Here is a 13,964-nt window from a genome sequence, read left to right as displayed (position 1 = left end):
CCGGCACAGATCGTGCTATGCTTGGCCATCTTCGTCGATCCCTCCCTTGTTATGCGAACCTAAAGTTCGTTCAACCATTCGGGTCCCGATGAAGTGCCGATCGCGATCTCGCTACGCCAGACAGCCCTCAAGGCTTCGGTGGGCACCGATCCGATCGAACGGCGACCCAGCTCGGGCGGCCACCCGGGCTGGGCCATTCCTCACGGAACGGCTCAACATAACCGATCAGGCTAATACAAGGGTGGGCAAAGGCGCACTTGCGCCGTGCCCACCATGCTTCCGCGAATGATGAAGACGTGGTGGGCACGCTTCGCTTTGCCCGCCCTACAGCCGTCGTGAATGCCCCTACCGCCAGTGCAGCAGCCTTGTCTCCAGCCAGCCGATCACCTTGCCGACCACGAGGCCAAACACCGACAGGATCACCACACCCGCGAGCAGCTGATCCGTCTGCATCAGATTGCCGGCCTGGAGCACGAACGCGCCGATGCCGTATTGCGCGCCGATCATCTCGGCGCTGACGACGAGCAGCAGCGCGACCGAGGCGGTGATGCGGAAGCCAGCGAGAATCGCGGGCAGCGCGCCAGGCCAGATCACCTTGCGCACGATGGTGGCAAACGGAACGTTGAAGCTCTGCGCCATGCGGATCAAGTTGCGCGGCACCGCGTCGACTCCGCTATAGACCGAGATCGCGGTCGAGAAGAAGACGCCGAGCGCAATGGTCGCGATCTTTGGCTCTTCGCCGATGCCGAGCCAAAGGATCAGGAGCGGCAGCAGCGCAATCTTCGGGATCGGAAACAGCGCCGAGATGAAGGTGATGCCGACGCTGCGCGCGAGCCGCGACAGGCCGATGGCGAACCCGACGGCAACGCCCGCCGCCGTCCCGAGCAGCCAGCCCATGCCGATGCGCAGCAGCGAGGCCGAAACGTGCTGCCAGAGCGCGCCAGAGATCGCGAGCTGATAGATCGCACGTATGATCGCCGACGGCGCCGGCAGGAACAGCGGATTGACGAAGGCCGCGCTGCCGGCGGCCTGCCAGATCGCGATGACGAGCGCGAGCGCGATCCAGCCGCCGAAGCGGCTCGACGCAGGCACGAAGCCCGCACCGCGGAAGCGGACGCGTCGAGTGGCTTGGTCCTTCGAAGCGCCTTCCGCCGGCGCGCGGTCAAGCATGCTGAACCTCGCGTTCGGCGTCGATGGCCTCGTTGCGGATCAGTGACCAGATCTGGTTTTGCAGCGCCAGCAGCTTTTCCCGCGCAGCGGTTTCGCCGCGCTCTGCACGCGTCATCGGCACGGTCACGACCTCGCGAATGCGGCCGGGCCGCCGCGACAGCACCACGATGCGGTCGGCGAGCCGCGCTGCCTCTTCGAGATTATGGGTGACGTAGACCGCGCCCATGCCGCCGTCGGCGAGCAGGCGAACGAAGTCCTCCATCAGGAGTTCGCGGGTTTGCGAATCCAGCGCCGACAGCGGCTCGTCCATCAGCAGGATCGCAGGTTTGACCGCAAGCGCGCGCGAAATGCCGACGCGCTGGCGCATGCCGCCGGAGAGCTGTTTTGGATAGGTCTTGCGAAATTCGGTCAGGCCGGTGCGGCGCAGCGCGTCCTCGACCAGCGCGCGACGCTGCGTTGCTGAAAGCTGCGTGTGCAGCAAGGGGAATTCGACGTTCTCCTCGACCGTCGCCCATGGCAGCAACGCGAAATCCTGAAACACGAAGGTCAGCGGATTAAGGCTGTCCGCCGGCGGCTGGCCGCGCAGCTCGGGCGCCCCCGAGCTCGGCTGCAAGAGGCCGCCGAGGATCGACAGCAGCGTGCTCTTGCCGCAGCCGGAGGGACCGACGATCGCCACGACCTCGCCGGCGCTGACGGTGAACGAGACGTCGTCGAGCACGGCGAGGTCGCCGAAACGATGAGAGATGTGGTTGGCGATCAGATCCATGCGCGCCCGCCGTCTTCACCCTTCCCTGGAGAGGCAGGGGAAGGTGGCAGGTTGCCCGTCACGAGAGTCTGCATCGTCAGCATCAATCCGCCTTCACATAGTCCTTCGCGATGATCGCGTTCGCATCAAAGCCCTTGTCGGCAAAGCCCTGCTCCTGAAGCCATTTGATCTGGTTGTCGACGTTCTTCACATCCAGCTTGCCGTTGGGGTCGATATAGGCACAGTTGCCGACGACCTGCTCGACCGGGAGGTTGGTATACTTGGCAATGATCTCCAAGAGCGGCTTGGTCTGGTCGTTGACCGGCGCAACCCCGTCCTTCATCGCCGCGAGAATGACGTCGTGATATTCGCGATCGGCCCTCGCCAGAGCGGCGAGCAGTTTTGTCACCAGGGCCTTGTTGGTCAGCGTCTTCGGCGAAGCGAACACCGCCCCTAATTGCCAGGGCGTCTCGTCGCCGACCCAGCCCAACAATTTCGCGCCGCCCTCGTCGATCAGCTTTCGCGCCGTCGAGACCGGAAGCAGCGCCGCATCGACAGTCTCGCCCTTCAGCGCAGCCGCGGCATTCGACAGCGATTGCAGCGGCACGATCTTCACGTCCGCGAGCTTGAAGCCATATTTATCGGCGAGCAGCCCGAGCGAGTAATGAAAGCTCGATCCGACCTGCGTCACCGCCACGCGCTTGCCCGCAAGATCCTTCGGCGTCTTGAGGCCGGCGGCATAGGCGTTGTTGCTGGCGAAATAGCCGATCAGGGGATAGCCGGCCTTCTCGCGGCTCATGCCGCCGATCACCTTCAGCGTCCCCTTGCCGGCGAGATTGTAGAGACCGGCGGTGAAGGCGGTGATGCCGAAATCGACGTCGCCCGATGTGGTGGCGACCGCGATCGGCTGCGCCGCGTCGAAGAATTTCAGCTCGACCTCCAAGTCGGCGTCGCGAAAATAGCCCTTGTCCTGCGCAATGAAGACCGGCGCGGAGGACGACAGACGAAGCACGCCGATCTTGGCCTTCAGCGCCTCTTCGGCCCGGGCCGTGCCCGTCGCCATGATCGCCAAAAGCCCCACTAGCGCGAGCCGCGCAATCCCCATCATCCCATTCCTCCAGTGGTTCTCTTGGTCGTTCTCTTGCAGTCCGCTACAGGCCCTCGGGCACCGTCTGGTCCCGCCCGATGAAGGCGCCCTGTCGCTTCAACGCTTCCTGCAATTTTTCAACGGGGATGTCACGTGGCATCCGGTTTCCGGCCAGCGCCAGGGCGGCGGCGGAACCGGCCGCCTCCCCCATCACGAAACACGCACCGGAGACCCGTGCCGCCGACTGGCCCTCATGGGTCATGGAGGCACAGCGGCCGGCGACCAGGAGATTGTCGACCCCCTCAGGCACCAGCATCCGGTACGGCAGCTCGTTATAGCCGCGCGAGTCCGGGATCGGCGGAAAGGTGAAGACCACGTCGCCGGGCACATGGGCCTCGATCGGCCAGCCATTGACGCCGATCGAATCCTCGAACGAAGCGCAGCCGAGCACGTCCGCGCCGCTGAGCTGGTAGCCGCCCTTAATGCGGCGGGTCTCCCGGATGCCGAGCTGCGGCGGCAGGTCGACGATGTAGGACTTTTCGAAGCCCGGCACGGTGCGCAGGAACTCGAACGCGGCGAGCGCCTGCTTGCGGCCCTCGATCTCGCCGCGGGTGAGGTCGTCGGGCTCGACGCCGTTGATGGCGTGGCCGTCCTCGCGCGCGACTTGCGTGAAATTCACCCGCCATTCGATGCCGGACTTTTGCGGCCGCACGATCGCGCTCTTGCGCGGGAATTTGTGCGTGCCGGCGGCAGTGGCCTTCTCCATCAATTGCGGAATGGTTCGCCAGGCCTCCCCTGCCTTCGCGGGATCGATGCCGTTGAGACGCAGCATCATCGAGGGGTACATCGGATGGCCATGTTCGTCGCCGATCTCGAACGGCGCGCCGGCCCACACCGCGAGATCGCCGTCGCCCGAGCAGTCGATGAAGATCTCGGATCGCACCGCCTGCCGGCCCGCCTTGGTCTCGACCATCAGCGCATCGATGCGGCGGTCATCGCCCATCACCACGCCGGCGCCGAGTGCGTGAAAGAGGATGTGCACCTTGTGGCTCGCAAGCAGCTCGTCGGCCGCAATCTTATAGGCGGCGGTGTCATAGGCCTGGGCAAAGACCTTTCCGAGGATCAGGTGCGGCGCATTGAGACCGTTGAGCCGGTCGATCCGCGCCAGCAGCTCCGAGGCCATGCCCTGCACCAAGCGGCGATGCTCGCCATAGACATTGCCGTGCAGGCCGCAGAAATTGGTGACGCCGGCTGCCGTGCCCATGCCGCCGAGAAAGCCGTAGCGCTCGACCAGCAGAGTCTTCCGCCCTGCGCGCGCCGCTGACGCCGCCGCAACGATGCCGGCCGGGCCGCCGCCGAGCACGACGACTTCATATTCGCCATAGAGCGGCACCTGTCGTGCCGGTTCTTCGATCATCGCCCGCATGATGCGTCCTGTTCCCAACTCTTACTTGGGGCCGACTATGGATCAGTGCGCACTGAGCTACAATCCACCAAAAACAAGCCCCCGATCGACGAGCGCAAGACACTCGAAACGCTGCGCCGGATGCGGCAGGACGATGATGCCGTCTATCGCAGCATCAACAACTTCTACCGCGGCTACTGAACGCCTAACCTTTGCCGCTCCGCCAATTCGCCGCCCGCTTCTCGGCAAACGAGGCCAGCCCTTCCGCCGCCTCTGCGCTCTGGCGCTTGACCGAATGCAGATGCACGAGGCGCGTGTAAGCGGCATCGTCCACCGCCATGCCGCCGAACGAGCTCTCCAGCGCGAGCTTTTTGGTTTCGGCCATCGCTTCCGGCCCGTTGGCGAGCAACTGCTCCACCACCTTGCTGCCTGCGGCCTCCAGTTCGGCGAGCGGCACCACCTCGTGAACGAGGCCGATGCGGCGGGCGTCCTCGGCGCCAAAGCGCTCGCCGGTCAGCGCGTAGCGGCGGACTTGCCGTACACTCATGGCGTCGCAGAGCTGCGGGATGATGATGGCGGCGGTCAGGCCCCAGCGCACCTCGGTGATCGAGAACAGGGCGTTGTCCGCGGCGATCACGATGTCGCAGGCCGCGATCACGCCGGCGCCGCCACCGAAGCAGCCACCCTGCACCAGCGCAACCGTTGGAACCGGCAGCGTGTTGAGCCGCTGCACGGCCTCGAAGGTCGCTCGCGAGGCCGCCTTGTTCGCTTCAGTCGATTGCGGCCGCACGCCGTTGATCCATTTGAGGTCGGCGCCAGCCTGGAAATGCTTGCCATTGCCCCGGAGCACGACGATGCGAAGGCTCTGCTTCTTGCCGAGATCGTCCATGGCCGCGAGCACGCCCGCGATCAAGGCGTCGTCATAGGCGTTGTTGACCTCGGGACGGTTCAGGGTGACGGTCGCAACGCCGCGCTCGTCGAGGGTCCACAACACTGGATTGGTGGTCATCGGCGATCCTCCGGTCGATTTGTTTGCCGCGCACTATGGCCGAGGCCGCGCGCTCTGATCCATATCTTTCCGGCGTGGGGCGGCCGCGTCCATCGCATGGCGGCTTGTGTCATGCTGGCACCAGGCGGCAAGAGATCAGGACGGGACATAGACATGCGCATCTGCATTTTCGGCGCGGGCGCCGTCGGCAGCCACATTGCGGTACGGCTGGCACGCGCGGGCTATGAGGTCAGTTGCGTGATGCGGGGGGCGCATCTGGAGGCGGCTCGCGCCGGCGGCCTCAAGCTGCGCGTCGGCGATTCCGAGGTCGGCGCCAAGGTGATCGCGTCCGGCGATCCGGCCCAACTCGGGCCGCAGGACGTCGTGATCTCGACGCTGAAAGCAACCGCGCTTCAGGGACTGGTCTCCAGCATCAAGCCGCTGCTCCAGGACGACACCGCGATCGTGTTCGCGCAGAACGGCATTCCCTGGTGGTACAGCATCGGCCTGCCGCCGCGACACCCCACGCCGCCGGACATTTCGTTTCTCGATCCCGGCGGGCGCTTGCGCGCCTGCATCCCGAAGGAACGCATCGTCGGCGGCGTCGTCTTCTCGTCCAACGAGGTGATCGCGCCCGGCGTGGTGCAGAACCTCACCCCGGACCGCAACCGCCTCTTGATCGGCGAATGCGACGACCGCAATTCCGAGCGCATCACCAGACTGCGCAGTGTCTTCAACGATGCCCGACTGGAATCGCCGCCGGTGGCCGAGATCCGCGAGGCGATCTGGTCAAAGCTCCTGACCAACATGTCGCTGTCGGTGCTGTGCCTGCTCACCGGCCAGACCGCGCGCGGAGTGCGCGACGATCCCGCCTTCACTGAAGTCATCCCGCGCATGCTGAACGAGGCCAACGACATCGCCCAGCACTTCATCCCCGAGGTCAAGCGCGTGACCCGCAGCGGCCCCGCCCCCAATCACAAGCCATCGCTGCTCCAGGATTACGAGCTCGGTCGCGCCATGGAGATCGACGTGCTGGTGAAGGCGCCGGCCGCCTTCGCGCGCGCCGCCGGCCTATCGACGCCGGCCCTCGACCTGATCGCCGCGCTGGCGATCCAGAAGGCGCGCGACAAGGGGCTCTATGCGGCGTGACCTTCAGGCAAGCCCATCGATCCAAGCCGCCAGCGTGTCGAGCACCTCTGTCAGCACCTCGTCATTGCTGCGGCCGGACTTTTTCAGGACCGCGAAGGAATGATCGCCGCCCTCGGTCTCATGCAGCGTCGCCTTCGCCCCGAGCCGCGCGACGACAGGCCTGAGATGGCCGAGATCGGCAAGCCCGTCGCGCGTCCCTTGCAGGAACAGCATCGGGATTGCGATGCCGGCGAGATGCTCGGCCCGATCGACCGACGGCTTTTTGTCGGCATGCAGGGGAAAGCCGAGGAAGGCGAGCCCTTTGACGTGAGGCAATGGGGCCTTGGACTGCGCCTGCGAGGTCATCCGCCCGCCGAACGACTTCCCGCCGGCCACGAGCTTCAGTCCCGGGCATAGCCGCGCCGCCTCCAGGGCCGCCGCGCGGATCGCGGCGTGGGCGACCGCCGGTGGATCGGGACGCCCCTGCTTCTTCTCCATGTACGGGAAATTGAAGCGAAGCGTCGCGATGCCGCGCTCAGCGAGACCTTGTGCGACCTTCTCCATGAACGCATGCCGCATATCGGCGCCTGCGCCGTGCGCCAGCACGTAGCAGGCGCGCGCCTCGGCCGGCTGCGTCAGGATCGCCGAGACTGTGCCGACGCGCTCGATGTCGAGCTTGAGCTCTTGAGTTTTGGCAGCCAAGATCAGACACCCTGATGCATTTCTGGCCGCCTTGGTAGCGTCACTGGCGCAGCCTGAAAACACAATAATTGCCGCGCCCTGCCGGCCTACCAAGCCGGACAGCCGCATTGACCGAGGTAACCATGTCCTACCGCTCCTCCTGGATGACCGAAGAGCTCGAAATCTTCCGCGACCAGTTCCGGAAATATCTCGCCAAGGACCTGGCGCCGCATGCCGAAAAATGGCGCGAGCAGAAGATGGTCGACCGCTTCGCCTGGCGCGGGCTCGGCGAGATGGGGGCGCTGCTGGCGAGCGTGCCGGAGGAATATGGCGGGCTGGGTGCCACCTTCGCTTACGACGCGGCGGTGCTGGACGATCTCGAAAGCACGGTGCCGGAGCTGACGACAGGCGTCTCCGTGCACAGCGCCATCGTCGCGCACTATATCCTCAATTATGGCTCGGAGGAGCAGAAGAAGCGCTGGCTGCCGAAGATGGCCTCGGGCGAGATGGTCGGCGCCATCGCCATGACCGAGCCCGGCACCGGCTCGGATTTGCAGGCCGTGAAGACCACGGCGAAGAAGCAGGGCAATTCCTACGTCATTAACGGCCAGAAGACGTTCATCACCAACGGCCAGGCCGCCGACCTCGTTATCGTGGTCGCGCGTACCGGCGAGGCGGGCGCGAAAGGCATCTCGCTGATCGTGGTCGAGACTGCTGGCACTGAAGGCTATCGGCGCGGGCGCAACCTCGACAAGATCGGCCTGCACGCCTCCGACACCTCGGAGCTGTTCTTCGACAATGTCACCGTGCCGCCGGACAACCTGCTCGGCAACGAGGAAGGCCAGGGCTTTGTCCAGTTGATGCAGCAATTGCCGCAGGAGCGCCTCGCGCTCGCGGTCGGCGCCGTCGCCGCGATGGAGCGTGCGATCAAGCTCACCACCGACTACACCAAGGAGCGGAAAGCCTTCGGCAAACCGCTGATGGAATTCCAGAACACCGCGTTCAAGCTCGCCGAGCGCAAGACCGAGGCGATGATCGCGCGCGTCTTCGTCGACTGGTGCATCGAGCGCCTGATCGCCAAAGACCTCGACACGGTCACGGCGTCGATGGCGAAATATTGGTGCTCGGAGAAGCAGGTCGAGACCGCCGACGAATGCCTGCAGCTGTTCGGTGGCTACGGCTACATGCAGGAATACCCGATCTCACGCATCTTCATCGATTCCCGCATCCAGAAGATCTACGGCGGCACCAACGAGATCATGAAGCTGTTGATTGCAAGGTCGCTGTAGTCGCGTCCTGCTCAATTCGGATGCCACCAGCGGCCGCCGATGACGACACCGTCGGAGACGATCTTGCGATCGCCGATCAGGTGCTCGCCGACGACGTCCTCGTAATCGAACTGGCCCTGCTTGACCGAGATCAGCGTGGCGTCGCCGACGCTGCCCGGTTTGAGGCTGCCGAGCTCCGGGCGCCGCAGCGCCATCGCCGCATTCACCGTCGAGGCCGCAATCACATCCGGTAGCTCCATGCCCATGCACAGGAATTTCGACATGGTCGTGACCTGATCATAGGCGGGGCCGTCGATGCACAGCATGTGGATGTCGGACGAGATCGTGTCCGGATAGAAGCCGTTGGCGAGCATCGCGCGCGCGGTCTTGAACGCGAACGAGCCCTTGCCATGGCCGATGTCGAACAGCACGCCGCGCTCGCGTGCATCCAGCACCGCCTTCTTCACCGTGCCCTGCGCGGTCGCGGGCGTGTTGGGGAAGGGGCGGAACGCGTGGGTGAGCACGTCGCCGGGGCGCAGGCGGGCCAGCACCTCCTCGTAGCTCGGCGGTGGATGGTCGATATGCGCCATTAGGGGCATGCCGACCTCCTCGGCAACCTCGAGCGCGATGTCGAGCGGCACGGTTCCGGACGTGCCCGAGGAGTGCAGGCCCACGCGCACCTTGATGCCGACGATGAGATCGCGATTGGCATCGGCGACCTTGGCCGCATCGATCGGATTCATCAGCCGCAGCTCCTCGCTCTCGCCGACCATGATCCGGTGCGAGAAACCGAATATGCCGGCATGCGAGACGTGGAGATAAGCGAGAATGCGGACCTGGCTCGGCTCGATCACATGCTTGCGAAAGCCTGCGAAATTGCCCGGTCCGGCGCTGCCGGTATCCACCGCCGTGGTGACGCCGGAGCGGCGGCAGAATTCCTCGGCATCGATGCCGAGCGAGGTGCCGCCCCAATAGACATGGGTGTGCAGATCGATCAGCCCCGGCGTCACGATGTAGCGTGACGCGTCACGGACCTCGGTGCCCGGATCCGCCTTGAGCCCGTTGCCGACCGCCGCCACCTTGCCGCCGGCAAAAGCGACGTCGGTCACGGCGTCGAGCTTCTGGGACGGATCGACCACACGGCCGCCGCGCAGGATCAAGTCGAAAGGCATCGTCGTCTCCGGAAGTGCTGTAGGGTGTGGCGGGCACGTCGGCCGGACCAGCAAGGAAGGAAGCCGTTTGCTTCTAGCAATTTTTGCGCCGATCGGCGTAGCAAACCGTAACGGTGGCCCTGAAAATGGCGATCCCGGGAAGACTCGAACTTCCGACCTACGGTTTAGGAAACCGCCGCTCTATCCGGCTGAGCTACGGGACCGCGGAACCCGGAGTTGCGGGTTCGGCCCCCTCATAGCAGAGCAGGATGCCGTTCGCCAGCCGCAAGGCGGGTCATCGCCAAGCCGAGCGAGGAGGCTGTACAATCGCGTCTGGATTGACGTGCGGAGCATCCCATGATCGAAAGCATCAGCGCCATCACCCTCGGCACGCACGACATGGCGCGCGCCGTTCACTTCTATCATTCTCTGGGATTCGAGCTCCTCCACGGTGGCGAAGCCGCGGCATTTACCAGCTTTCGCGCCGGGACCGGCTATCTCAACCTGACCGCGCAGCCCGACGACAAGCGCTGGTCCTGGTGGGGCCGCGTCATCTTCTATGTCGCCGATGTCGACGCGACCTACGAGCGCGCTCGCGCCGCCGGATGGCAGCCCTCGACCACGCCGCGCGATGCGGAATGGGGCGAACGTTATTTCCATCTTACCGACCCCGATGGCCATGAGCTCAGTTTCGCGCGGCCGCTCCGCGGAGTTCGAAGAGGCCGGATAGCTACGCCCTGATATTGTTGTCCTTTACCACCTTGCCCCAATAAGCGACCTGCTTGTCGAAGAAGCCCTTGAACGCGGCGCCGTCCTCGAGCAGCAGCGTCATGTGCTGGGTGTCCTTGAGCTGGGCGGCGGTCGCGGGCTCACTCAGGATCTCCTTGGAGGCCGTCGCCATGGCCGAAACGATGTCCGGCGGCGTGCCGGCGGGCGCGAAGATGCCCCACCAGGCGAGCGTCTCGAAGTCCGGAAAGCCCGCCTCGATCGCGGTCTGCGTGTCGGGCAACGCCGGCAGCCGCTCGCGGCCAAGCTGCAGGATCGGTCGCAGCATGTTGGTGCCGAGCTGGGCTGCGACCAGCGCCGCCGATCCTGCAATCAGATCGACATGGCCCCCGAGCACGTCGTTCATCGCCGGGCCGCCGCCGCGATAGGGTACGTGCATGATCTCGACACCGGCCTTGCTGCCGAGCACGGTCATGGCGAGATGGCCGAGCGTGCCGATGCCGACCGAGGCATATTTCACCGCGCCGGGCGTCGCCTTGCAGGCCGCCACCACGTCCGCGAAGCTCTTGTAGGGACGGCCGGCGCCGGCCGCGATCACGTAAGGCGCGGTGCCGATCAGCAGGACCGGCATCAGCTCACGCTCGACATCCACCGGCGGCTTGTCGAGGATGGATGGAATCACCGCATGGGAATCGAACGTCACCAGAAATGTCGAGCCGTCCGCCGGGCTCTTGGCCACCTGCGCCGCGCCGAGCGCGCCAGCGGCGCCCGACTTGTTCTCGACCACGACGATGCGGCCAAGCCTGGTTTGCAGATTGGACTGCAACAGCCGCGCCATCGCGTCGGTCGATCCGCCCGGCGGAAACGGCACCACGAGCGTGATCTTGCTCCCTTGCGCCGCCGCCGGCGCCATTGCGAGGATGGCCGGCGCAGCCAGGAGCGTACGTCGCGTGATGGTCATGGTCCCTCCCTTTGATCCCCCGCGCTTTGCTTTTTCTTTTGAGCGCTTCAGGTCGTCCCGAAACCGGATCCCGGTTTCCTGTATTCTGGCCTTGGTGGACTAAAGATGTCCAGCACGCGGGCGCCGTCGGGGCCGGCGCGCATGGTGTGGGGCACGTTGCCGGGCGTGCGCCAGAAATCGCCCTTCTTGACCGGGATTTCCTCATCGCCCTGGACGCGGATGGCGGAGCCGTCGAGCAGCACGCCCCATTGCTCCTCGGGATGATGGTGCAGCGTGCCCTGCGCGTGGGGCGCGAGCGTCACCACCGACAGCATCGCCTGCTCGCCGGAGAAGATGCGCGTGGTCACCCCAGCCGCGAGCTCGCGAAACAGCCCGTCGCTGGGATCATCGATATTGTGGAATTCATTCTTCTGGCTCATGCCATCCTCTTGTCGCCGCCTGATCAGGACTTGCCGTAGGAGCCCTGGTAGCGCCCCTCGCGAATCGCCTTCAGCGTCTCCTCCTCGCGCGCGACCTGGACGCGCACCGCCTCCAGCAGAGCCGCGGCGCCCGCGGCGGGAAACGACACCACGCCGTCCTCGTCGCCGACGACGATGTCGCCGGGCGCAATCACGCTGCCGCCGATCGTGACCGGCACGTTGATCTCGCCGGGGCCGTTCTTGTAGGGGCCGCGATGGATCACCGCGCGGGCGTAGCAGGGAAAGTCGTCGGCGGCGAACGCCGCAACGTCGCGGATCGCGCCGTCGATGACATAGCCTTCGGCTTTGCGCCATTGCGCGATGTTCTTCATGATCTCGCCGACCAGGGCTCGCGTCTCGTCGCCGCCGCCATCGACCACGATGACGTCGCCGGGGCCGACCAGCTCCAGCGCGCGGTGGATGGCGAGATTGTCGCCGGGACGGGTGCGCACCGTGAAGGCCGCTCCCACCAGCTTGCCGCCGCGATGATAGGGCCTTAACCCCACTGCGCCCGGCAGCCGGGCCAGATTGTCTGAGATCACCGAGGTCGGCGCGTCGCCGAAACCTGCGATGATGCTCGCCGGAGGCTTCGGCACGCTGCTCGCTGCGATGGTGATCGTCATGTCGGTCCTTCCGTGTTCTTGTCCGTGTTTTTGTCTTATTCGGCGTGCGCCCGCGCTTTCGCCGGCCAAATCCGGAAGGCGCGCCCCTCCTTCATCCACGCCGCGCGCTCGTCGCGCAACAGGGTGCGGCGGACTTTGCCGGAATCATCGCGCGGCGGCGCGTTGACGATCTCGAAACTCTCCGGGTGCTTGTAGCGGCTGAGCTTGTCCTTCAGGAAATCGGCGACGCCATCAGCGACGGCCTGACCGTCGGCATCGGGCTCCGGCTCGATGATGGCGTGGACGCGCTGGCCCAATTCCGGATCGGGCAATCCCACCACGACGCAGGAACGCACGCCGGGACAGGCGGAGACGGCGGCCTCGACCTCGGCCGGATAGATGTTGGCGCCGCCGCGCAGGATCATGTCGGCAAGACGGTCACCGAGATAGAGATAGCCTTCCGCATCCAGCCGGCCGATATCGCCAAGCGATTCCCAGCCGTCGGCACGGCGCTTCGGCTCGGCGCCGAGATAGTGATAGGTCGCGTCCGTGCCGTCATTGTTGAGGAAATAGATCTCGCCGGTCTCGCCAAGCGCGACATCGTTGCCGTCCTCGCCGATGATGCGAAGCTTCGCCATGTCGCCGATCTTGCCGACCGAACCCTTGTGCGTCAGCCATTCCGTACCGGAGATGATGCAGGCGCCCTGGCGCTCGGTGCCGCCATAGAGCTCCCAGATCCGCTCGGGCCCGAGCCAGGCGATCCAGTTCTCCTTCAGCCAGGGCGGCATCGGAGCTGCCATATGGAAAACCGTCTGAAGACTCGATACATCGTAGGCGTTGCGCACGGTCTCCGGCAGCGCCCAGATCCGGTGCATCATGGTAGGCACGAAATTGACCCATTGCACGCGCTCGCGTTCGATCTGCCGCAGCGTCTCCTCAGCGTCGAACTTGACGAGGCCGGTGAGCTTGCCGCCGGCGAACAGCGCGTAATGCGACACGATGAACGGCGCATTGTGATACAGCGGGCCGGGATTGAGCAGTGAGACCCCGAAGGGGATATGAAGCGGCGGCGCAGCGATGGTGTCGGTCACTGCCGGATGATGGTCGAGGATCACCTTGGGACGGCCGGTCGAGCCGCCTGAGGTCATGGCCTTCCAGTAGCGCGCCACCGGCGGGTTGAGCGGCTCGTCCGAAAAACCTTGCGGCACGAAATCAGCCGGGAGACGGTTCGGCGCGTTCCAATCGGCCTCGCCGCCGACCACCAGCGCCGGCTTGAGGATGTCGAGCACCGCGGCGGCTTCGCCGCGCGGCAGCCGCCACGACAGCGAGGTCGGCGTTGCCCCGCACTTCCACACCGCAAAGGATGTCTCGAAGAACGCGTTGCTGTTGGGTAATCCGATCGCGACGAAGTCACCGGGCTTGACGCCCTTGGCCATGAACGCCCGCGCGCGCCGGCTGGCGCCACGCTCGAGCTCGTCCCATGTCAGTGTCTCCTGCCCATGACGGACGGCGATCGTGCCGTGCGGTTTGCGCTCAGCGTACCAGCGCGGCACGTCGGACAGGGGCAGCAGCATCAGGCGTTTCCACTTCGTCT

15 protein-coding genes and 1 tRNA gene are annotated in these 13,964 nt (G+C 65.5%); 4 read left to right on the top strand and 12 right to left on the bottom strand.

Translation table 11 applies throughout. From position 1 onward, the window contains the following. Nucleotides 1-345 precede the first annotated feature (345 nt). The 4 genes from IVA87_RS08735 to IVA87_RS08720 form a co-directional block, all read right to left on the bottom strand. Nucleotides 346-1,170: an ABC transporter permease gene (locus IVA87_RS08735; RefSeq protein WP_247297994.1), complete on the bottom strand. Its 825-nt coding sequence runs from the start codon at nt 1,168-1,170 to the stop codon at nt 346-348. Beyond that, nucleotides 1,163-1,936: an ABC transporter ATP-binding protein gene (locus IVA87_RS08730; protein WP_247297991.1), complete on the bottom strand. Its 774-nt coding sequence runs from the start codon at nt 1,934-1,936 to the stop codon at nt 1,163-1,165. Before IVA87_RS08730 ends, IVA87_RS08735 begins: the two co-directional genes overlap by 8 nt. 82 nt (nt 1,937-2,018) lie before the next feature. Beyond that, nucleotides 2,019-3,023: an ABC transporter substrate-binding protein gene (locus IVA87_RS08725; protein ID WP_247297989.1), complete on the bottom strand. Its 1,005-nt coding sequence runs from the start codon at nt 3,021-3,023 to the stop codon at nt 2,019-2,021. A gap of 43 nt (nt 3,024-3,066) precedes the next feature. Next, the gene (locus IVA87_RS08720; protein ID WP_247297986.1) at nt 3,067-4,428 is read right to left on the bottom strand and encodes an FAD-dependent oxidoreductase; all 1,362 of its coding nucleotides are present in this window, start codon (nt 4,426-4,428) and stop codon (nt 3,067-3,069) included. Nucleotides 4,429-4,473: 45 nt separating this feature from the next. On the opposite strand from IVA87_RS08720, the gene IVA87_RS35105 reads away from it, so the two are divergent. Then, nucleotides 4,474-4,608, top strand: a complete 135-nt coding sequence (locus IVA87_RS35105) for a hypothetical protein (RefSeq protein ID WP_256466461.1) — start codon at nt 4,474-4,476, stop codon at nt 4,606-4,608. Nucleotides 4,609-4,612: 4 nt separating this feature from the next. On the opposite strand, the gene IVA87_RS08715 is transcribed toward IVA87_RS35105, so the two are convergent. Next, nucleotides 4,613-5,416: an enoyl-CoA hydratase-related protein gene (locus IVA87_RS08715; protein WP_247333331.1), complete on the bottom strand. Its 804-nt coding sequence runs from the start codon at nt 5,414-5,416 to the stop codon at nt 4,613-4,615. A 153-nt stretch (nt 5,417-5,569) separates the two neighbouring features. Between IVA87_RS08715 and IVA87_RS08710 the strand changes: the two genes are divergently transcribed. Continuing rightward, nucleotides 5,570-6,544, top strand: coding sequence for a ketopantoate reductase family protein (locus tag IVA87_RS08710; RefSeq protein WP_247297980.1), 975 nt, complete (start codon nt 5,570-5,572; stop codon nt 6,542-6,544). Nucleotides 6,545-6,547: 3 nt separating this feature from the next. On the opposite strand, the gene IVA87_RS08705 is transcribed toward IVA87_RS08710, so the two are convergent. Beyond that, a complete protein-coding gene (locus IVA87_RS08705) occupies nt 6,548-7,225 on the bottom strand; it encodes an alpha/beta family hydrolase (RefSeq protein WP_247297977.1) in 678 nt (225 codons plus the stop codon). Between the two features lie 122 nt (nt 7,226-7,347). On the opposite strand from IVA87_RS08705, the gene IVA87_RS08700 reads away from it, so the two are divergent. Beyond that, complete coding sequence (locus IVA87_RS08700; protein WP_247298025.1) at nt 7,348-8,493, top strand: acyl-CoA dehydrogenase family protein; 1,146 nt, start codon at nt 7,348-7,350, stop codon at nt 8,491-8,493. Nucleotides 8,494-8,504: 11 nt separating this feature from the next. On the opposite strand, the gene IVA87_RS08695 is transcribed toward IVA87_RS08700, so the two are convergent. Then, nucleotides 8,505-9,644 carry an amidohydrolase/deacetylase family metallohydrolase gene (locus IVA87_RS08695; protein WP_247333330.1) on the bottom strand — a complete coding sequence of 380 codons (1,140 nt, stop codon included), beginning with the start codon at nt 9,642-9,644 and terminating at the stop codon, nt 8,505-8,507. Nucleotides 9,645-9,770: 126 nt separating this feature from the next. Then, a tRNA-Arg gene (locus tag IVA87_RS08690) sits at nt 9,771-9,847 on the bottom strand. A gap of 133 nt (nt 9,848-9,980) precedes the next feature. On the opposite strand from IVA87_RS08690, the gene IVA87_RS08685 reads away from it, so the two are divergent. Further along, nucleotides 9,981-10,364 (top strand): VOC family protein, encoded by a 384-nt coding sequence (locus tag IVA87_RS08685; protein ID WP_247297974.1) that lies wholly within the window; start codon nt 9,981-9,983, stop codon nt 10,362-10,364. Here IVA87_RS08685 and IVA87_RS08680 read toward each other — a convergent pair. Genes IVA87_RS08680 through IVA87_RS08665 form a run of 4 tightly spaced genes read right to left on the bottom strand, consistent with a single transcriptional unit; the run spans nt 10,354 to nt 13,944 of the window. After that, on the bottom strand, nt 10,354-11,310 hold the full coding sequence (locus IVA87_RS08680; RefSeq protein WP_247297973.1) for a tripartite tricarboxylate transporter substrate-binding protein: 957 nt from the start codon (nt 11,308-11,310) through the stop codon (nt 10,354-10,356). The two genes, IVA87_RS08685 and IVA87_RS08680, sit on opposite strands and share 11 nt — an antisense overlap. A gap of 47 nt (nt 11,311-11,357) precedes the next feature. Next, entirely contained in the window at nt 11,358-11,729 is a 372-nt protein-coding gene (locus IVA87_RS08675; protein WP_247276341.1) for a cupin domain-containing protein, read from the bottom strand. A 23-nt stretch (nt 11,730-11,752) separates the two neighbouring features. After that, nucleotides 11,753-12,391 carry an RraA family protein gene (locus IVA87_RS08670; RefSeq protein ID WP_247297970.1) on the bottom strand — a complete coding sequence of 213 codons (639 nt, stop codon included), beginning with the start codon at nt 12,389-12,391 and terminating at the stop codon, nt 11,753-11,755. A 35-nt stretch (nt 12,392-12,426) separates the two neighbouring features. Further along, entirely contained in the window at nt 12,427-13,944 is a 1,518-nt protein-coding gene (locus IVA87_RS08665) for an AMP-binding protein (protein ID WP_247297967.1), read from the bottom strand. Nucleotides 13,945-13,964: the final 20 nt, after the last annotated feature.

This window comes from Bradyrhizobium sp. 147 (genome assembly GCF_023073935.1).
GTDB lineage: Bacteria > Pseudomonadota > Alphaproteobacteria > Rhizobiales > Xanthobacteraceae > Bradyrhizobium.
This window is presented reverse-complemented; position numbering and strand designations above follow the sequence as displayed.